Here is a 21,429-nt window from a genome sequence, read left to right as displayed (position 1 = left end):
CACACTGCCAGTGCCCACTAGGCCACTGACTTTCACGCTGTAGGTGCGGCCATCCGTGGTGGTGACGCTTTCGATGCTGCCACTGGCACTGCCACCGAAGGCCAAGCTGAAATCGCTCGCATCGACGTTGCCGACGTTCTCGCTGAAGGTCACGGTAAAGCGGACCGAACCACTGTTGTTCGGGCTGGCATCGACGCGAGTGATGTTGGTGGCGGTAGGTGCGCTGGTGTCGATCAGCACGTTACTGGTATTGCCCACAGCGCCCAGATCGAGGTTCAGGGCATTGCCCGCGGCATCCTTGATGGAACCGCCATTGAGGTCGAGGCTGCCGCTGACGGCAATACCGCCACTGGCTGTGTCACCGGCCTGCACGGTGTACTGGAACACCAACGCGCCGTTGGCTGCACCGGCCACATAGGTGGCATAGCGCGTGACCCCGCCCACAGTCAGGGCCAGCCGTGGCGTACCGGTACTGGTATCCACCACTACCCCTTCGCTGGTGTTGACGGTAAAGCCGAGCACGTCACCGGCTTTGTAGCTACCGCCTGCCGGTACCGCGACTGACTCCACCACCGGCACGACCGCATCCACCTGCACGCCAGCGGTGCTGGCTACGTTGTTCAACGTGAGGTTGACGTCGTTGCCGGCAGCATCGCGCAAGGTCGCGCCGTTGAGCTGGATGCTGTTGCCCAACGCCACGCCGTTAGTGTCCAGTTGGCCGTTGGCGACGATCATGCGGAACACCAATGCGTTAGTGCCAGCACCGGACAGGTAGGTGGCGTAGGCCACCGTGCCGTCGTCCAGCGTCACGGCGATGCGCGGGGTGCCATTGCTGGTATCCAGCTGCGCCGCTTCATCAAGCTGCACAGTGAAGTCCAGATTCTGCCCGGCCACATAAGTGCCGTTGCCCGGCACTTGCACGCTGGCCACACTGGGGGCGACGCGGTCGATGGTGTAGGTGGCGCCACTCAACCCGCCGACCACCGCATTGCCTGCCGCGTCAGCAATACCCGTACCACTGCTGTTCAGGTCCAGCCGCAGGCTGCCGCTACCGCTCAGGCCAGTTACCACAACGGTGTAGGTACGCCCGTCTACAGCCGTGACGCTGCTGATGCTGCCCGCAGCAGAGCCCGTGAGGAACAGGCTGAAATCGCTGACATCAACGCCTTTGACATCCTCGTCGAAGCTCACGGTGTAGCTGACCGAACCACTGTTGTTCGGGTTGGCATCGATACGCACGATGCTGCCAACGCTTGGCGCGGTCGTGTCGATCACGACGCCTGCCGTACTGCCCGCACCGTTGAGGGCGAGGTCCAGGGCGTTACCTGCCAGGTCAGTCAGGGTTTCACCGCGCAGATCGAGGCCGGCAAGCTCAATACCGTTGGCGTCGGTGTCGCCGGCTTGCACGACGTACTCGAACACCAGCGCCGCGCTACCGTTGCCGGACACATACGTGGCGTAACGCGTAATGCCCCCCACATCCAGCGCCAGGCGCGGGGCCATCGGGCCGAGCAGCAGCGCTTCGCTGGCATTGACGGTGAAGGCCAGCACGTCGCCCACCTTGTAGCTGCCGGCGCCTGGCACGGTTACCGATTCGATCACGGGCGCCACGGCATCCACCAACACCCCCGTGGTGCTGCCGACGTTGTTCAACGCAAGGTTGACGTCATTGCCAACCGCGTCGCGCAGGGTAGCGCCATTGAGCTGGATGCTGCCGCCCAGTGTCACGCCGTTGGTGTCCAGCTGCCCATTGGCAACGGTCAGGCGGAACACCAATGCGTCAGTGCCAGCACCGGACAGGTAAGAGGCGTAGGCCACCGTACCATCGTCCAGTGTCACAGCGATGCGGGCAGTGCCGTTGCCGGTGTCAACCTGCACCGCTTCACTCAGGCTTACAGTGAAGTCCAGGTGCTGCCCGGCCGTATAGCGGCCGTTGGCTGGCACGCTGACACCGGTCACGCTCGGGACATCACGGTCGATACTGTAGCCCTCGCCGGCCAGGCCAGCGGCCACCCGGTTGCCTGCGGCATCGGCGATATCGGTGCCCGGTTTCAGGTCCAGGCGCACGCTGCCAGTGCCCACCAGGCCGCTGACGTTCACGGTGTAGGTCAGGCCATCGACGGTGGTAACGCTGCCGATGCTGCCGAAGGCGCTACCGCTGAACACCAGCTCGAAATCGCTGGCATCGACGTTGCCGACGCGCTCACTAAAGGCCACGGTGAAGCTGACCGAGCCACTGTTGCTTGGGCTGGTATCCACACGCGAGATGTTGGTGGCGGTAGGCACGGTGGTGTCGATCAGGACGCCGGCCGTGCTGCCCACGCCATTGAGGACCATGTTCAGGTCGTTGCCAGCGAAGTCGGTGAGCGTTTCACCACGCAGGTCGAGGGCATTGATGGCGATACCGTCAGCGTCGGTGTCGCCGGCTTGCACAACGTACTCGAACACCAGCGCCGCGCTACCGTTGCCGGATACATACGTGGCGTAACGCGTAATGCCCCCCACATCCAACGCCAGGCGCGGGGCCATCGGGCCGAGCAGCAGCGCTTCGCTGGCATTGACGGTGAAGGCCAGCACGTCGCCCACCTTGTAGCTGCCGGCGCCTGGCACGGTTACCGATTCGATCACGGGGGCCACGGCATCCACCAACACCCCCGTGGTGCTGGCGACGTTGTTCAACGCAAGGTTGACGTCATTGCCAACCGCGTCGCGCAGGGTAGCGCCATTGAGCTGGATGCTGCCGCCCAGGGTCACGCCGTTGGTGTCCAGCTGACCATTGGCAACGGTCATGCGGAACACCAGGGCGCTGGTGCCGGCACCGGACAGGTAAGTAGCGTAGGCCACCGTGCCATCGTCCAGCGTAACGGCAATGCGTGGCGTACCGCCGCTGGTGTCCAGCAGTGCCGCTTCGTCCAGCTGCACGGTGAAGTCCAGGCTCTGCCCCGCCACATAGGTACCGTTGCCCGGCACCGCGACGCTGACCACGCTCGGTGCGACACGGTCGATGATGTAGGTGTCCCCACTCAAACCGCCGACCACGGCGTTGCCGGCACCATCGACGATGCCGGTGCCGCTGTTTTTCAGGTCCAGGCGCAGGCCGCCGATGCCATTCAGGCCGTTTACCAATACGGTATAGGTACGCCCATCCACCGCCGTGACGCTGCTGATACTGCCGCTGGCAGTGCCACTGGACACCAGGACAAAATCACTGAGGTCAACGCCGCTGACATTCTCGTCGAAGGTGACGGTATAGCTCACCGAGCTGCTATTGCTCGGGCTGGCATCCACACGCACGATGCTGCCAACCGTTGGCGCAGTGGTGTCGATCAACACCCCCGCCGTATCACCCACGCCATTGAGCGCCAGGTTGAGGTCGTTGCCGGCCAGGTCGGTGAGCGGCTCACCGCGCAGGTCGAGGGTGGCAAGGGTGATGCCGTTGGCCGCAGTATCGCCGGCCTGCACGGTGTAGTGGAACACCAGTGCCGCACTGCCACTGCCGGACACGTACGTGGCATAACGGGTGACCCCGCCCACATCCAGTACCAGGCGTGGTGCCAGTGCACCGGTCTGCACTGCTTCGCTGGCATTGATGGTAAAGCTAAGCACATCGCCGGCCTTATAGCTGCCGGCCAGCGGCGGTGCAACGCTGACCACCGTAGGCACAATCCCGTCGACGTTGACATTGGCCGTGCTGGCCACGCTGTTCAGGGTTACCACGGTGTCATTGCCGGCGACATCGCGGATACTGCCGCCATTAAGCTGCACGGTGCTGCCCAGGGTCACGCCGGTGCTGTCGAGCTGGCCGCTGGTGACGGTCAGGCGGAACACCAGGGCGCTGCCGCCGGAGCCGGAGACGTATTCGGCGTACGCGGTGCCGCCGGTGTCCAGTGTAATCGCGATGCGCGGCACGCCCGTGGTGCTGTCAACGGTCACGTTCTCGCTGAAGTTGACGGTGAAGTCCAGGTTCTGGCCCAGGATATACGTACCGTCGAAAGGCGCCTGTACGCTGGCCACCACTGGCACCACACCGTCGACCACGATATTGCTGCGCCCACCCAGCGAATCGGCGCTGCCCACGCTAGGCAGTGTAAGCACTGCCAGGTCGTTGCTGGCGTTGGCCAGCACCGCGCCGTTGAGCTGCAGGGCAGCCGTACTGTGGAAGTCCAGGTCGGCGCTGGTGTCGCCGGCCTGCACGGTGTACTTGAACACCAGAATGCTGCTGCCCGACCCACTGATGTAAACCGCTTCACGATCGATCAGGCCGGTTTCCAGCAGCAGGCTCGGGACACCGCCGCTGGTATCGGCGTTGACCACCTGATCGAACGCGACCTCGATGAGCACCTCGTCGCCGGCTTTCACCGTTCTGTCAAAACCAGAGGCTGAAACGCTGGTGACCTTCGGGTTAACCGGGATCACGTTGATCTGCACCGTGTCAGTATCCGTCAGCGCACTACCGGCGCCCGATTTCCCCAGGTCATTGGTCTGGATGATCAGGCTGGCTGCACCCAGGTAACCGTCGTTTGCCTTGAACGTAAGGCTCTGCAGCGCGGCGTTGAGGTTGGTCTGATTGCCAAGCAGGCGCACCCATGTGTCATTGACACCCGTGCCGTTCAACAAGGTCACACCGTTGAGAGAAGACAGCGAGATCGTACCGTTGACCGCGGACAAGGTCACCAGCATAGGGTCGCTGCCAGCATCCACATCACTGATCGAGATGGCATTGCCGTTGGCCGTATTGAACGCCAGCGGTACACCTTGCTGTGCAGTCTGCAGCGAGGGGATGCTGTTGACCGGTGCATCGTTTACGGCATCCACATTGATGGTGAGGGCCTTGCTGTCACTCAGGGCCGGGCCACCTGTATTGCCGTTGTCGTTGAGCGTTACCGTCAGGGTCACGGACTGGGTGTCGTCCTGGGCGGTGCGGTAGCTGAGGTTGTTGCTGGCGAGCAGTGCGTTGAGGTCCGCCAGGGTGCCGGTCAGGGTCAGCACACCGGTACCTGCGCCACCGACCATAACACCACTGGTTGCAGCCGCTGTCAGGGTGCCGCGAACCACCGAGAACGTGGCAGTGACGTTGCCATTACCAGCGTCCACATCGCTGAAACTGATGCCGGTGACGTAACCCGGTACGTCCTCGGTCACCGTGATGCTGGCCGGCACGGTGACCACCGGTGCATCGTTCACCGCAACCACCTGCAAGGTCATGCTGGTGGTCGCATCCGCAACGCTGTTGGTGTTGACGTTGATGGTGAGGGTGACATCGCCGCTGGCGTTGGCCGCCGGGGTGAATACCAGGCGATTGTTGGCAATGAACTGGTTGATGTTGGCCAATGAGCCGCTCAGGGTCATTGCCGTCGCCGTTCCCCCTACGGTCACGCCGTCGGCATCGGCCGCACTGAGGCCTCCGCTGGCAACCGACAGGGTGACGATGCCCAGGGTCGAATCCACATCGCTGAAGCTGATCTGGCTGAGTGCAGTGGGTGTGTCTTCGCTGATCTGCTGGGATGCTGCGGCGCTGATGACCGGGGCATCGTCTACGGCGGTAATGGTGATATCGCGGGTAACGGCGGCTGACGAAACATTGCCGCCATCGGTGAGGATGAACTCCACCGTGCGGGTGGTTGTATTCGGGGTTTCCGATGCATTGCTGTAGGTGACCGCTCGCAATGCTGCCTGGAACTGAGCAGTGGTGGCCTGGTTGCCGGCTGACGTCAGGGTGAGTATGCCGGTACCAACGCTCCAGCTGCCGACGATGTTGCCCATCGAAACCCCGTCATTGACGAAGCTCAACGTGTCCTGTGCGCTGTAGTAGGTAAGCAGGCGCGCCGTGGCCTGGTTCGGGTTGGGGCCATCCGCGTCGGACACGGTCAGAGCCCCGTCCACGACGATGGGGGTGGAAGGAACGTTGTTGCCCTCAGTCCAGGCCGCGGGGGTGCCGGTTACGGTCAGTACCGGTGCATCGTTGACCGCAGTGACGACTACGCTGGCGACATCGGTGCCTGTGGAATAGGCCGACGCGCCACCAGACACACTGACATTGACCTTGGTGCCTTGCAAACCCGCATCGCTGGTCTGGTCCCAGGCCTTGTAGGTGATGGTGGCCGTTTCACCGTGGATGCCGTCCGGCACAAAGCGTACCCGGTTCTGGGCGGTGAGAATCAGGGCTGAGCTGGTAGTCACGGCACCTACGTCGCTCCAGGTGCTGCCAGCATCGAGGCTGTACTGCCACTTGCCATAGGTGGCAGTCAGGTCGGTGATCGCCATACCTTGGGCTGGCGCGGCATCGACGTCAGTCACGCCGCCCAGCAGCGCGAGCACGGTGCTGCCGCCGTTGTCGACCGAGGTATCGGTCAGCCCACCCAGGGTTGGCGAAACCGGCGTCATCACCGGTGCGTCGTTCAGCGAGCTGACGGGCTGGTTGGCCACGCCAGTGCCTGTAGAGAAGGCTGTGGTACCGCCATTGCTGGTGGTATCGGCGGTGCCGCGCGCACCATTGACCGATGCAGCCCCGGTGGTCTGGTCCCAGCCACGGAAGCCGAAGCTGGCCGTCTCGCCATTGGCGCCATCCGGCACGTAGCGCACGTAGGTGGTGGACGCCAGCAGCAACGCGCTGGAACTGGCAACCGTACCAAAGTTGGTCCAGGTGGCGTTGTCGGTGGAGAACTGCCAGGTGCCGTTGCCAGCGGTGGCATACACGGCGATGCCCCTCAGGGCGCCGACGTCCGGGTCGATCAGGGTGTAGTTGGCCAACAGGCTCGATACCCGCAGGCCGTTGCTGACGGTGTCTTCGTTGATGGCCGGTAGGCTGTAGGGCCCGCCAACAAGAACCGGCGCATCGTTCACGCCAACCACCGTGACCGTGCTGAAGACACCCACGGCGGCGGTGGGGACGCCGCCGTTGGCCGACCCGCCGTCGTCGCTCACGGTGCTCAGGGTAACCACGCGGTTAGCGGTGTTCGGGCTTTCGCTGTCGTTGCGGTACGCCATGGTGTTGAGGATGGTCTGGGCCGTGGCAGTGTCCAGGCCTGCGCTGGAGCTGAGGGTGACGCTGGCGGTGCCACTGATGACAGATACCGTAACCACTAGGCCGTTGTTGTTGGTGACCACGGAGGTGCCGTTGACCAGGGTCACGTCACTGCCGTCGATCACCAGTTTCTCGGCCGCGCCATTGGCCACGTTGCTGACGGTAAAGGTCATCTGGGCCACTTTCTGGCCAGGCTCGACCGTGTTGATGGTCGCGCCGCTGAACAGTTGCACCGCAGGGGTATTCTCGGTGTAGGTCGGGTTGGTGCCCGTGACGTTGACCAACGGTGCATCATTGACCGCAACCACATCGACTACCACCGTGGACACACTGCTGCTTCCGCCTGCGCCGTCATCCATGCTGATCGACACGGTGCGCTGGGTGGTCGATGGGTCTGAGCCATTGGAGTTGCGATAGGCCAGGTTCTGCACCAGCGCAGCCACGGTCGTGGCATTGGCATTGCTGGTGAAGGTGACCACCAAGGGGTTGCCGTTGCTACCGCCGGTGAAGGTGCCAATGACCAGGCCGTTGTACATGATCGACGCACCGGACAAGACGACCTGGTTGGCACCGGCCACCTGGTCGCGAATGAACAACACGTCCTGGCCATCGACTCGGCCGGTGGTGACCTGCACAGTCAGCTTGCCACCGTTGAAGTTGGACGAATCGGCATCGCTCACCGTCGCGTTGCCGCCGGCGTCGAGCAGCACGTAGGGGCTGTCCTCGATGTAGGTGACGGCGTCGCCATTGAGGTTGCCGATTACCGGCGGCTGTACAGAGGCAGTGGTGAAGTTCAATGCCGAATTGTTGGTGATTCCCTTGAATGTCTTACCGTCGGCATTGACGAACGCTTTACTGTCGATGCGGATCGCGTAGGCGGTGCCCTGGTCCAGGTCACTCGGCGGGTCGATGGTCCATGTGGTGCCTGAGCCGGTGACCGAAGCGCTGCCGGCCTGGATGGTCTGCACCACGGCACCATCGCTCAGGCGGATGATGGAAATGGTGCCGCTTCCTGGGGTTACGCTCTGGCTGAAGGTAAGCGTAATGTTGGCACCTGGCTGCACGTTCAGGCTGTTGTCGGCCGGGGTTGCACTCACCAACCTGGGCAGGCTTCCGCCCTGGAAATAGACCATGGCGCTGCTGGCGCCCACGCTGCCGATCACGTCGATGTCGCCGTCACCATCGAAGTCGCCGATGCGTACGTTCTGGAAACCCATGTTGGGCAGGCTGGACACCCCGAAAGGGGAATTGATCAGGTCGACCGTAGTGAAGGTGCCATCAGCGTTCTGGCTGGAATACTTCCAGGCACCGTTGTCGCCGACTTGATACAGAATGTCGGCATCGCCATCGCCATCGAAGTCGCCAACAACGGTTCGGGCGGCCAGAGGCACTGTTGGCAACCCGGCGGTGGAGGCTTGGGAGAATGACGTGCCATTGTTGCGATAAAGGAAACCGGTGGTGGTGTTGGTGAACGCGAGGACGTCGATATCGCCATCCCCGTCGAAGTCCACAGCACGGTAATTGTACGTAGTGATGGCGACCAGGCTTACACCTGCAAACGGGCTGGCGCTCTGGTCCATCGTCGTGAACGTGCCATCGCCGTTGTTCTGCGCGTAACGCCAGACGTTGGCGGATGCGGGTGTGTAGAGAATGTCGGCTGCACCATCGCCATTGAAATCGCCTACCACCAACCGTACGCCAAGTGTGGCATCCGTCAGGCCGCCGGCCACTTCGCGTGTGTACTTGCCACTGGCACCGTCATAGCGGTACAGGTAGGCCGGGCCGTTGTTGGTGGTGACCGCGAGCAGGTCGGTATCACCATCCTTGTCGAAGTCGGCGGCGTAGTAGTTGCTGCCGTTGCCTGATGCGTCAATCAGCGTGACGTTGGAAAAGGGCGAGTTGGTCGCATCGCTGGCGGCGTAGTAGCTGAATGCACCACTGCTGCTGCCCAACGCGATCTGCCAAGTGGTGCCGTTGGTGCCGGGCTGGAACAGAATGTCGCTGATGCCGTCGTTGTTGAAGTCGCCTACCACATAGCGGGCCAGTGCATTGGTCGGCAGGGTCGGGCCGGAACCGGAGGTATAACTGACAGCGAGCAGGCTCTCGTAGCCCCCCAGCTCGCTACCCAGGGCCACCGTTTCGATCGCCCCGCTGGCGCGCTCCAGGCTCCAGTTGCCGCCCAGGGAGGCGGCCCCCGTGTCGTCGGTGGAGGCCGCGACGTCGGCACCTGTGATGGCAGCCAGGTTTTCGACAAAGGCTTCGCCCTTGCCATCTTCACCGACCTTGCAGCCGTACAGCAGCAGGTCGCCGTCTGCCTTCAGCGCGGCACCGATGCTCTGCAGTTCGCTCGCGTGCCCCGCAAGGTTGCCACTGTTGAGCCAGACGTTGCCCATCTGCACGGCACCCTCGGCCCCGTGAGACAACAGGTGAATGGCGTCCAGCCCTTCACGGCCCTTGAGGTAGTCGGCCATCTGCAGCAGGCCGTCTTTCTCCGGGTCGAGAATGACCACCTCAGGCTTGCCGGACAACCCGGTAAGCAACTGTTCGATATTGCTGACGTTACCGTCGATGAACACCACTTCCTGGCGCTGGCTGCCGGGGGCCGCGCTGGGCGTCGACGGCGCAGCACCGGCGTTGCCCGTAGGGGTGCTGTCCTTGACTGCCTCGGCAGCCGTCTGCGCGGTGGCGTCCTGGGCGACCACGCCCACCGAAGCATCGAACATGATCCGCGGCTCAAGCGCCATCAACAGTGGCGCGGCAGCAGCTTCGGCCATGGGCGGCTGCGAGACGGGTTTACGCGAGAAACGTTCGATGAACTTCATGTTGCACCTCCTGGTGCCCACCACGTCGCAACCGCTGCGCCGTGACCGTTAAAAGTGGCAGTACCCCATGGGGTACTGCCGGTACTTGCGGACTTCGGCAGGCCTGGAGGCACATGCCGGTCAGCGGGTTGATGCCGGTCAATTACGCGAAGGGTAGATGCCCGTCAACGCGATGATGAACGAGACAGCCAGGCACGGGTTGCGTACAGAAAGAGGCGCCGAAGCACCACTTTGCCCAATTGCCTGCGTGGCCAACTGCGTGTCCATTGGCGTGGCCGCATTACCGGCCTGCCCATAGATGTTCAGCGGGGTGCCCGCACTGTCGGTGGCCGCTGCCAGAATCGCCGTGGAACTCGGGGCGTTGCCAACGGCCTCCTGATTGCTCGCGCCCAGCTGGTGGGTGTGAAGAGGCAGGTTGTTGTTGGTCAAGGTCACAGTTTGCGCACCGCCTCCCTGCCCGGCTGAGAAAGCAGCGGCTATACCCGGCGCCTGGCCCTGCCCAATTGGCGATACGCCACCGAAGTGCGGCAAACCTATAGTCTGGGGGAGCGTACCGCCGTACAGGTTGCCGATCACTGCCGCCAGGGCCTGGTTCTGCTGTAACGGCAGTAACTGGCCCTGGCAGAGGGCATAACCCCTGGGCACGTAGTTACCGGCAAACATTTTGATTTCCGCAATAAATGGCTCACTCATCGAACACGTCCTTTGCTGCGTAATGGGGAGAAGCCTCAAGCCTGCATCACGGCAGGGTCACGGCTTGATCGGAAATTCACCTGTCAGCGCGATAATGAAGCTGATGGTCATGTAGGGGTTGCGCAGCGAAATCGGCGAGCTACCCCCAACCACACTCACCGCCTGCGGGTACAGGGAGGTATTGATCGGCGTCTTGGGGTCGTTGGCGCTGCCATAGATGTTCGCCGGCGTGCCGGCCGCATCTTCGGCTGCTGCCAGAAAAGCGGTAGGCGACGGAATGTTGGTTACACCCACCGCCTGCGTCCCCTGCACGGGGTGGGTGTGGGCCGGCATGTTAGTGCTCATCAGTTGCACCGTTTCCTTGCCACCCGACTCAGCCCAGCTGTACGCATCGCAGCCGGGGGCCTGGCCCTGACCTATCGGCGTGACACCACCGAGGTTCGGCAGGCCAAAGGTGGTACGCCCATCACCACCGTAGGTAGGGCCCACGATAGCGGCCAACGCCTGGTTCTGGCTGACCGCCATGACCTGGCCCATACACTGGGCGTAACCGTAGGGTGCATAGTTGCCGGCGAACATCTTGATCTCGCCGATGAAAGGGTCACTCATCGAACACTTCCTTTGTTTGCGCGTAGTTGAACAGATGCAGTAACGGCCTCTATGGGCCCGTAGTGCCGGCTTTTAGGGGTGAGGTGGGTATTCCCCTGAGACGCAAATGATGAACGACAGGGCCAGGTACGGGTTGCGAATGTCGAGCGGCGCACTGCCGCCGGTCACCGACAGCGATTGCGGCGCCAGGGTGGTATTCAGTGGCGTGCTGGCATTGCCTGTGTCGCCATAAATATTGACGGGCGAGCCCGCCGCATCCGTGACCGCAGCCAAATAGGTCGATGGCCCCGGTACGTTGGTGACGCCCTGCTGGCTGGTTGCACCCAGCGTGTGGGTGTGCGCGGGCATGTTGCTGGCGAGCACGGTGACGGTCTCGGCCCCGTCAACCTGGCCCAGCACGTAGGAGGTTGTCACTGTGGGCGCCTTCCCCAGGCCAACCGGCATGCGCCCGCCAAAGTGCGGCAGCGCGAAATCGCTGACCCCATTACCACCGTAGGTGACGCCGAGAATTGAAAACAGCGCTGTGTACTGCGAGATAGGCAGCAGCTGGCCCTGGCACATCATCCAGCCAACCGGCGCATAATTGCCCGCAAACATCCGAATCTCACCAATGTATGCATCACTCATTCGAACAAGTCCTTTGTTGCTGGGGTTGGGAATCTCTCGATCAACGCTTGAGGTGCTTGGCGCTGGATGGCCCGTCAGGCAGCGTGGCGCAGGCGATGAATCACCGCTTCAAGCGCGTGGCGGCCATCAGGTTCGGGCTGGGTCGGCGTCATCAGCAGCACCCATTCCTGCGCCTGGACGGCAGGGCCGCGAAGGCGGAACACTGCTTGAGGCAAGACCACGCCCTGCGGCAGCGCGAAGATGGCCGCATAGCATTCGTAGTCTGCGTTCATCGCGACGCCCACGCGCAAGGCCACACGCTCGACCTGCACATACTGCCCAGGCGCTACCTGGAGGGCGAAACCCTCGGCGGGTGCGCCCTCCAGCTCGGCGTAGCTGGGCATCTTGTAATCGATCACATCGCTCATGAGGGCATCCTGCTTGGGTGAGCCGGGGCTTCGCGCCGCATGCGCAGGTAAACCCCAGCTTGGTTGATGACTTCGAATCCGAAGCGCTGATAAAGCTGCTGCGCCGGGTTGTAGGGTTCCACAGACAACTCGACGGGCAGTTGCAGGTTGTCGGCGCGGTGCAACATGTTTTCGAGCAGGGCGGTACCGATCCCGCGCCGCTGGTAGGCTGGCAGCAGGGCAATATCGATCAGTACGGCGCAGGTGACGCCGAAGCGCATGTAAAGGCGGCCGACAGGCTCGCCAGCCCGTTCGACGATATAAAACTCAGCATCGGTAAAGTGCTGTTGGTAATAGGTGTGCTGCGCGTTGAACTGCATGTGCAGAAACCGCTCGATCTGCTCTGCAGGCCAGCCGCTATGGGACATTTCACCCGCGCGGCTGGTGGCGTAAAGATGTTCGATGAATTGCATGTCGCCCGTTTCCAGGGCACGCAGAGCCACAGCGCACTTGGACATCAAAGCAAACTTCCCTGTCATGGGTAACTGCGTAAATCGACGGCTGGCGTGAACACGGTCACCGTCAACAGTGTGGCTATATGCCATTATCGTATAGCAGATTGTCTTACAATCCAGCTATCAAAATCCACTTTCCCTCACGCCGATTGCAGCGATCTTTCGCCACGCTGCCACGATCAGCGACTCCGCCCTGCCCTGCAGCACCACAACGCCACGCAACGGGTGTGCAAACTGCTCGGATGCAGGCTTGCCCAGCATGAATTGGGCGCCATATTGCGCCTGCAATGGCTGCGCCCTCTTCTCTTCGTCCTGGCGTGTTGCGATGCGCCCTTGGTGGTCTGAGATCAGGGCTTGCTCATCAATATAGGCCACGCCGTTGGTGTCTACCGCGTCCAGGGTGACGGGTAGCGAAGTGCGCAGGATGTCGTCGGCAATGAACTGCCCCGCCATGCCCGTCGTCACCCGCCAGAGGTCCGCCTCGGCTACATACCCACGCACGCGCTGGCCTGCCTCGATCACCTGTGCCAGCGGTAGCTCACTGCCAACCCAGCGCCCCGGCGCAAGGTTGTCGGCCATGTCGCGCACCGTACCGGTGTAGGGCGCACGGATCATCAAGCGCTGGCGTTGAGCGGCCAGGCCTCGGTACTCGGCCACGGCCTCAGCCAGGCGCTGTTCGAGGATGCCAGTGTCGGCCGCGGTTTGGCTGCGACCGGACTGGCGCCGCAGCTGCAACTGAAGTATCTCGATCTCGCGCCGGCCAATGGCCATGCGGGCCTCCAGATCAGGCGACACCAAGGCCACCAGAACCTGATCGGCCTGTACCGCCTGCCCATCCTTTACCAACACCTCGTGCACCTGCGCCGCAGTGGGCGCATGCAAGGCGCTCACACGCGAGGCTTGGAGCATCGCCGGCACCTCGACCCCACTGCGCCACGGCACCAGCAGCAGCGCCAGCAGCAGCACCAGGCTGCTGCCGAGCATCAGCACCTTGCGCGGCTGGGCCTTGGCCCGGTGCTGCCACCAGTGCTTGCACTCGTTCCATACCGGCAACCCGATGAACCACACCAGCTCGACCATCATCAGGAAAATGCCGAGCACCTTGAAGAACAGGTGATACACCGCCAGGGCAATGCCGAAGAACAGAACGGCGCGCCACAGCCACGACGCGTAGCTCCAGCACAGCAGGCGACGGCGCAGGGCTGGCGACCAGCGTTCGGGCATCGGCTCGCCATAGCCAAACAGCTTTTCCCGCAATTGCCAGCGCCCCAGGGCGAACGCACGGCCCTGCAGGTTGTCGACGCCCCACAGGTCACTGAGCAGGAAATACCCGTCGAAGCGCATCAACGGGTTGATGTTTATCGCCAGTGTGGTCAGCCAGGTGGCGCTGGCCAGCATGAAGGCTGCGGTGCGCCCTGCCCCGTCCGGTAACAACGACCAGGCCAGCAGTGCGATGCAGGCCAGCACCAGCTCGGCCAGCACGCCGCCGGCACCGATCAACAGGCGCGTGCGGCGGTCTTGCACACGCCAGGCATCGCTGACATCGGTGTACAGCATGGGCAGCAGCACCATGAACGCCACGCCCATGCTCGGTACCCGGCAACCGGCGCGCTTGGCCATGTAGGCGTGGCCGAATTCGTGGCACAGCTTGGCAAAACCCAGGGCGACACCAAACGCGACCATACCGCCAAGGCTGAGCAGGTGCGGAAAGGTAGCCAGAAAACGCTCCCAGTCACGCATCACCAGAAACAGCCCGAGCAGCAGCACGGCGGGCAGGGCGTAACGCAGCAGGTACGGCCCATGACGCTCCAGCCACGGCCAGGTGCGGTTAAGGAAGGCATCCGGGCGCCACAGCGGTATGCGGAAAAACAGGTATTTGTGCAGGACCTGCGCCCAGATACCCTGGCGCTGCGCCGCTGCCTTGGCCGCATAGCTGGCCCGTTGCTCGGCATCCACGGCGCTGACCAGGTCGTGCCCGCGCAAAAAACGCAGCAGCTCTTCCATGGCCTGCCCGGTCAATGGGGCGCCTGGTTCGGCATTGGCCGCGCTCAACACGCGCTGTGGGTCGCCCAGTGCCCAGTGGCGCAACAGGCGCATGGCCGGGGCACCCAGCTTGAAATAGCGGCCACGCAGGGGGTCGGCCAGGGTCCATTGCGGGGCACCGTCAAGGCCCGGGGCGCCTGGCGACAGTTGCAGGTCTGGCCGCAGCGCCGGCAGGTTCACAGGCCCACCGCCTGGCGCAGGGCTGCCAGTGGCCGGCGCAGCACGTAAAGGGCCAGCGGGGCACGGGCACCGAATACCTTGGCGGTGCCGCGCAAGCCTATGCGCGGTGGTGCTTGCTCGAAGCCTGCATCCAGCCGATAGGCCAACTGCCCGGCTGGGGTGGTTTGCGCCTGATAGGCGGCACGTTCCAGCACGGCGCGGTGCCGGTTCAGTGGGTCACTGTCGAGAAACAACGCCACTTCAGCGCCCTTCTCCAGGCCGATGGCATCCGCCACCGGCAGTTCGATACGCAGCTCGGCCTGGGCCGGGTTGGCGATCTCCATCAGCCGTTCACCGGTACGCATGGGTTTGCCGACCCAGCGCTGGGCATCGGCAAACACTGCGATGCCGTCGCGCTCGGCGCGTACCTGGCTGCGGGCCAGCAGGTCGCGGGCGTAGTCACGCTCAGCGCGTTTTTGCTCGACCCGTGCGGCCAACAAGTCGATACGGGCGCTGGAGTCGGCATCGGAGAATGCGCGCTGGGTATTGGCCTTGAGTTCCGCCTCGGCCACACCCAGGGTGCGCTGCGCCACATCGGCCTGGGCCTTGAGGCTGGTGGCATCGAAGCGCACCAGCACGTCACCGGTTTTAACCGGCTGGTTGGGCTTGACCAGAAACTCTGCGACCACCCCATCCAACGGTGCAGCAACCACCTGGCCATTGCGCGGCACAACCTCTGCCGGGGCCAGTACCGACTGGCGTACCGGAATCAACAGCACCAGCAGCAGTGCTACCGCCACTGCCCAGCGGGTACGGGCCGGCCAACGCAGGCGCCAGGGTTTGCCCGGTTGCAGCGCGCGCCAGGCATGGCTATAGCAGTCACCCAGTTGTGCAAGCAGCACCTGCTCGGCCTCGCTCCAGGGGTTGTCGCGGGCCAGCCACAGGCCACCAAATACCTGGCCATCGCGGCCCTTGAGCGGCAGCCAGAAGGCATGGGGCGCCGACAGTGCCAGCCAGTCTTCCTGGCTGGCACTGTCGGCGCTGTCCAGCGCCACCACGCCCGGCAGCGCGAAGCGGTCCCCGCCAGCCAGGCGCCCAGCCATACGTTCGATGAACACCACGAAGGGCGCATTCGGCTCGACCACGCTGATGCCGGTAAGCGCACGCACCTTGCCCGCAATCAACAGCGCGCCGTGGCGGTAGCCGAACAGTGGCTGGCTGTCGTTGACCATGCTGAAGGCCAGCACCTCGGTGGACACCGCGGCCCGGGCCTGGCGCTCCAGCTTCAGGTAGTGCGCCAGCAGCTGTTCCAGCGGGCCGGGCACGGGCGCGTTCATTGCGGCTCCGCGAAACGTGCGGTACCGCTCATGCCTGCCAGCAGGCCGGGGGTATTGGCCGGCAGGTTGCCAATCAGCAGCAGGGTCTGGCTGCCTTCGTCGATGCGCGCGCCAAGGCGCTTGACCACGGCGTCGATCGGCTTGCCGGTCTCATCGGGCACGAAGGTAAAGGTTTGGTCGGGTTTGAGCTTGCCCAGCCAGCGCGATGGCACCAGCAGGTGGATTTCCAGCGAACGATTGTCGACGATTTCCAGCAGTGGCGCACCACTGGCCACGCTTTCGTGGGCCTGCACACGGCGCTGCACCACCTGCCCATCGTAGGGCGCCTTCACCTGGCAGCGTTGCACCTGCACCTGGTACACCTGGGCTTCAGCCTGGGCCTGGGCCTGACGCGCCTCGGCCAAGGACACCTCGAAACGGCCGACGGAATTGAGCGCCGCCAGTTGCTGCTTGTTGCGCAGTTCTTCGCGGGCGGCACGCACCGAAGCTGCCGATGCGTTGGCCTGGGCCTGGAAAGCACTGCAGTCGAAACGCACCAGCACGTCGCCCTTCTTGAACGACTGGCCCTCGGCAAAGGGGATGTCCGTTACCCGGCCTGGCAGCTCGCTGGCCAGCACCGCCTGGGACCGTGCCCGCAGCACACCGCGCACCTCGCTGCCACTGCTGGCTGCGGCGCCATCGAGCAAGGGGTCGCTTTCAGTGGCGGCCTGCGCCATGCCACTGACCAACGCCAACGCCGCCCACCACACTGCGTGCTTCATTGCGCCACATCCCTGTAAAAAAGCTTGATTGTTCGAATAGGTATATCGGCCGCCTGGGCAAGCACCTTAGCGGCCGTTGGTCGGCAGCCAGGGTCGCAAATCACGCGCACCGCCAGGGGCAATACGGGCAACAGCCAGTGCAGTAATCACAGAGACTTCGGGGTAACGATCACGCTGAAAGTGGCGCGATGCTATCAGTGTTTTTGGTAGGCCGGAAGTGGGCCGATGATCGATTTTTTGAACTTTTTCGAAGGGCAGCGTAAAGCCCTTTTTCAAGTTGCATGGCCGCCGCAAATTGCGCGGCGCCTAATACCCAAGACGCAGTTGCATTTCGTGCGCTGCGTCACGTTCCGACGCAACTAGTACATGCGTACTATTTCCACCCCTTCCCCCCCTCTCGATACTCCCTCTGTTAACTGTTGCACACAGGAACGCCAGCGCCTTCAGGGCCGGCGGCCACGCCAGTGGCATCTAATGGAGTATCTGGAGTCGCTATGAACCCCCTATTCAGACTATCCCCGCTCACCTTGGCGATCACCCTCGCCGTGTTGCCGGACGCACACGCCGCGGACTATATCCTCAACAGTGGGCAGGACACCTTCAGCAGTGACCGCGCCTATGACGGCACCGTCTCGCTGCGGCCCGGCGACGGTGTGCCTGCCAGCCTCACCATCAACAATGGCGCCGAACTCACCAGCAAAGGCGGCCGCATCGGTGGCACTTTCACTAACGACCAAGCCAGCACAGCCATGGCGACGGTCACAGTGCAAGGGCCGGGCACCCGCTGGACGGTCCCACGCACCAATGCCGTATTGGGCAACACCATCGTCGTTGGCGGCGCAGGCCAAGGCACGCTGAACGTGCTGGATGGCGGGCAGGTGTCTGTGCGTGACCTTCAGCTCAGCGACAACGGCAATGCGGGCAATGGCTTTTCCCGGGCAAACCTGGTGGTGAGCGGTCAAGGCTCGAAGGTGGATACGGTACAAGTCAGTTCTGGGGGGGTGTTCCTGTACGACTCGCGCATCACCCTCAAAGAGGGCGGGCAACTGGCCAGCGAACGCGTAGCCATCAACTCCATCAGCGATTTGTCGGGCGCTGGAACCCGCTGGGACAACACCGGCACCTTCCGCAACCGCAACGACCTGAGCTTGAGCAGCGGCGCCGTGCTGACCAGCGATTCGATGACCCTGGGCTCGGCCAACACCAGCCGCAACACCGTGGTCAGCGTAGCGGGTGAAGGCACACGCCTGGCCACCCGCGCCATGACCTTGGGCACCACCACGTCGAGCACCATTTTGGTGTTGGCCGACGGGGCGGAGTTAAGCAGCACTGACGGTATTGACATCAGTGAATTGACGAGTATCAACAGTGCCGCACGCGGCACCCTCGCCATCGGCGGTGCCGTGGTGCGTGACGACAGCCGCACCGACATCGATGCGATCACCGCTGGCCCCGCCAAGGCAGCCGGTCGTGTGGATCCGCAAACCGCCATACGCTTTGGCGCTGGCAGTGGTTCACTGGCGTTCAACCACACCGACAACAACCTGCAGTTCGCCAACAGCATCAGCGGCGCTGGCCGGGTGTATGCGTTCAGCGGCGACACCACCCTGAGCGGCGACCTGACCGGGTTGTCGGGCAGCACCGTGGTGCGCGGCGGGCGCCTGGTGCTGGCCGGCGACGTGGACCAGACCAACCCGCGGGGTACCTCGCTGCTGAGTGTGGGCAACGGCACCCTGGTGGTGAACGGCACCGTGGGCCACACCGACACCGCAGGCAATTACAGCAACCGCGCCCAGGTGCTGGACGGTGGTGTACTGGCGGGTACCGGCCAGGTGGGCGCTACCCAGGTAGCCTCGGGCGGCACCCTGTCGCCGGGCGAAGGCGCGCTGGGCACCTTGTCGATCAAGGGTGACCTGGACATGGCTGCCGGCTCGCGCTACGCCGCCGACATCGCCGGCAACGGCGGCTCCGACCGCGTGAACGTCAGCGGCGCCGCCACCCTGCGTGGCACCCGCGTCGATGTCACCACGCTGAACGAGGCGCAAAGCTACCAGACCGGGCAAACCTACACCCTGCTGGCGGCCCAAGGCGGCGTGAAAGATGGCGCAGCGGCTGGCACTGCTTATGCCCAGGCTTTTACCAACTCGGCGTTCCTGAACGTAAGCCTGCAGCGCACCGCCAACGAGCTGAACCTGACCATTGCGCAGAAAACCACCACGCCACCGGTTGAACCGCCCGTGGAGCCGCCGGTTGAGCCACCTGTCGAGCCGCCTGTACAGCCACCCGTGGAGCCGCCTGTGCAACCCCCGGTAGAGCCACCCGTTGAGCCGCCGGTACAGCCGCCTGTTCAACCCCCGGTAGAACCGCCGGTGCAGCCACCCGTGCAGCCTCCTGTCGAGCCACCGGTTCAGCCGCCGGTCGAACCACCAGTCCAGCCACCTGTGCAGCCCCCGGTCCAGCCGCCAGAAGCCGGCACCCCTGGCATCTTCCAGACCGTGGCACTCACCCAGAACCAGTGGAACACCGCAGGCGCGCTGAGCGTGCTGGAACAAAGCGGCGAACCGCTGCGCCTGTACAACAACCTGCTGGTGCTGGACGCCGCCAGCGCCCGCAACGCCATCGACCAGTTGTCTGGCGACTACCACAGCAGCACCGGTACCGCGCTGATCGCTAACAGCCAAGTGGTCTCCGGCGTGCTGGGCACCCGCCTGCGCGGCCTGCTGGACAGCAACACCGTGCGCATGCCGTTGGGGGCGTCGAACCTGATGCCCACTACCCCGGAAGCACAGGGTGGTGCATGGGCGCAAACCTTCGGTAACTGGTCGAAGCTGGACGGCAACAACGGCTCCAGCGGCCTGCACCAGAGAACCGGCGGTGTGCTGGTTGGCGCAGACGGCAGCATCACCCAGGACTGGCGCGCCGGCGTGTACGGCGGCTACAGCCGCTCCAAGTTCGATGCCGACGACCGCGACGCCAAGGGCCACAGCGACAACTACCACCTGGGCCTGTACACCGGCGCCCAGTTCGATGCCCTGCGCCTGAGCGCAGACGTGGGCTACACCTGGCACAAGCTGGACAGCACGCGCAACGTGGCCTTTGCCGGCTTCAACGACCACTTGAAGGGCAAGCGCGACGCCAACACCCTGCAAGCCAGTGGCGAGGCGGCCTACCGCATCGGCCTGGGCGCAGTGGCGCTGGAGCCGTTCGTGGGCGTGTCGTACGTGAAGTACGATGCTGACAGCTTCCGCGAAAAAGGCGGTGCCGCGGCCCTGAAGGTGTCCAGCGAGAAACAGGACACCTGGTTCTCGACCGTGGGCATGCGTGCCTCTACCCACACCCGCGTGGCCAACCACGATACCCAGCTGTTCGGCTCGCTGGGCTGGCGCCGGGCCTATGGTGACCTGGACCCACGCAACGAACAGGCGTTTGCCGGTGGCCCTGACTTCGCTGTGCAAGGCATTGCGCAAACGCGCAACGTGGCACTGACCGAAGTGGGGGCCAAGGTGCAGCTGAACCGGCAGACCGAGGTTGGGCTGTCGTATCAGGGGCAGTTTGGGTCGGACACGCGGTTCCATTCGGTGAATGCGGGGGTTACGGTTCGTTTCTGAGGCCGGTGAGCCTTGGTATTCGGGGGCCGCTTGGCGGCCCCCGATCATCAATACAAGCTCAGTCCCGGTACCCCGGCGCTACCCGGTCCAGCATCCTTACCATTGCCTTCCACGCCAACGCCCCGGCATCGTGGTCGGTCAACTGCCCCTCCATCACCGGCCGCCCAGGGTCATTGAACTGCCGTTCGGTGTGCACGCACACCTCATGGGCCGGCAACACCAGCTTGCCACTGGCCATGGCGGTTACCTGGATCTCGCAGGCCTTCTCCAGGTAATACATGCGCATGAACGCCTCCCCCACCGTGCGCCCAACCGTCAGCAGGCCATGGTTACGCATAATCATCACCGGCTGCTGACCCAGGTCGGCCACCAGGCGCTGCTGTTCATCCAGGTTCAGTGCCACCCCTTCGTAATCGTGGTAGGCCACCTTCCCATAGAACTCCATCGACATCTGGTTCACCGGCAGCAAACCGCATTCCAGCGCCGCCACTGCGCACCCGGCGCGGGTGTGGGTGTGCAACACGCACTGGGCGTCTTCCCGTGCCCCATGGATGGCGCTATGGATCACGAAACCGGCCGGGTTGACCGGGTATTGCGAAGGCTCGACGGCATTACCCTGCAGGTCGATCTTCACCAGGCTCGACGCGGTGATTTCCTCGTACAGCAACCCGTACGGGTTGATCAGGAAGTGGTGCTCCGGCCCCGGCACCCGCACCGAGATATGGTTGAAGATCAGGTCGGTCATGCCCAGGTGCGCGATCAACCGGTAGCAGGCAGCCAGTTCTTCGCGCAGCTCACGTTCATGCTTCATGTTCTTGCAGCCTCCCAGGCCATTGAAGTGGGGG

10 protein-coding genes and 2 pseudogenes are annotated in these 21,429 nt (G+C 63.7%); 1 reads left to right on the top strand and 11 read right to left on the bottom strand.

The annotated features are described in order from the left end of the window. The 10 genes and pseudogenes from IAE33_RS08455 to IAE33_RS08415 all read right to left on the bottom strand — a co-directional run. The coding region (locus tag IAE33_RS08455) for a DUF4347 domain-containing protein (RefSeq protein ID WP_201163145.1) at positions 1-9,846 on the bottom strand (9,846 nt) is incomplete at its 3' end. Between the two features lie 138 nt (positions 9,847-9,984). After that, a complete protein-coding gene (locus IAE33_RS08450; protein WP_201163144.1) occupies positions 9,985-10,539 on the bottom strand; it encodes a phage tail protein in 555 nt (184 codons plus the stop codon). A gap of 57 nt (positions 10,540-10,596) precedes the next feature. Further along, positions 10,597-11,148 carry a phage tail protein gene (locus IAE33_RS08445; protein WP_201163143.1) on the bottom strand — a complete coding sequence of 184 codons (552 nt, stop codon included), beginning with the start codon at positions 11,146-11,148 and terminating at the stop codon, positions 10,597-10,599. Between the two features lie 72 nt (positions 11,149-11,220). Continuing rightward, positions 11,221-11,775: a phage tail protein gene (locus IAE33_RS08440; RefSeq protein ID WP_201163142.1), complete on the bottom strand. Its 555-nt coding sequence runs from the start codon at positions 11,773-11,775 to the stop codon at positions 11,221-11,223. Positions 11,776-11,849: 74 nt separating this feature from the next. Next, entirely contained in the window at positions 11,850-12,182 is a 333-nt protein-coding gene (locus tag IAE33_RS08435; RefSeq protein ID WP_201163141.1) for a DUF6916 family protein, read from the bottom strand. After that, positions 12,179-12,766: a GNAT family N-acetyltransferase gene (locus IAE33_RS08430; RefSeq protein ID WP_236406261.1), complete on the bottom strand. Its 588-nt coding sequence runs from the start codon at positions 12,764-12,766 to the stop codon at positions 12,179-12,181. Before IAE33_RS08430 ends, IAE33_RS08435 begins: the two co-directional genes overlap by 4 nt. A gap of 33 nt (positions 12,767-12,799) precedes the next feature. Next, complete coding sequence (locus IAE33_RS08425) at positions 12,800-14,899, bottom strand: HlyD family efflux transporter periplasmic adaptor subunit (protein ID WP_201163140.1); 2,100 nt, start codon at positions 14,897-14,899, stop codon at positions 12,800-12,802. Next, positions 14,896-15,903, bottom strand: a pseudogene (locus IAE33_RS08420) (efflux RND transporter periplasmic adaptor subunit); the annotation flags it as partial. The pseudogene IAE33_RS08420 and the gene IAE33_RS08425, both read right to left, overlap by 4 nt. A gap of 80 nt (positions 15,904-15,983) precedes the next feature. Next, a pseudogene (locus IAE33_RS24915) lies at positions 15,984-16,215 on the bottom strand (HlyD family secretion protein); the annotation flags it as partial. Then, entirely contained in the window at positions 16,212-16,976 is a 765-nt protein-coding gene (locus IAE33_RS08415) for an efflux RND transporter periplasmic adaptor subunit (RefSeq protein ID WP_201163138.1), read from the bottom strand. The gene IAE33_RS08415 and the pseudogene IAE33_RS24915, both read right to left, overlap by 4 nt. A gap of 494 nt (positions 16,977-17,470) precedes the next feature. Here IAE33_RS08415 and IAE33_RS08410 point away from each other — a divergent pair, with 494 nt between their 5' ends. Beyond that, on the top strand, positions 17,471-20,584 hold the full coding sequence (locus IAE33_RS08410) for an autotransporter domain-containing protein (protein WP_201163137.1): 3,114 nt from the start codon (positions 17,471-17,473) through the stop codon (positions 20,582-20,584). 58 nt (positions 20,585-20,642) lie between these two features. On the opposite strand, the gene IAE33_RS08405 is transcribed toward IAE33_RS08410, so the two are convergent. After that, a complete protein-coding gene (locus IAE33_RS08405) occupies positions 20,643-21,395 on the bottom strand; it encodes a class II aldolase/adducin family protein (RefSeq protein ID WP_236406259.1) in 753 nt (250 codons plus the stop codon). Positions 21,396-21,429: the final 34 nt, after the last annotated feature.

Origin of the sequence: Pseudomonas sp. S60 (assembly GCF_016647865.1) — a bacterium.
GTDB classification, from domain to species: Bacteria; Pseudomonadota; Gammaproteobacteria; order Pseudomonadales; family Pseudomonadaceae; genus Aquipseudomonas; species Aquipseudomonas parafulva.
Note: the sequence above shows the minus strand (reverse complement) of the source record. Positions and strands in the feature narration are given on the sequence as shown.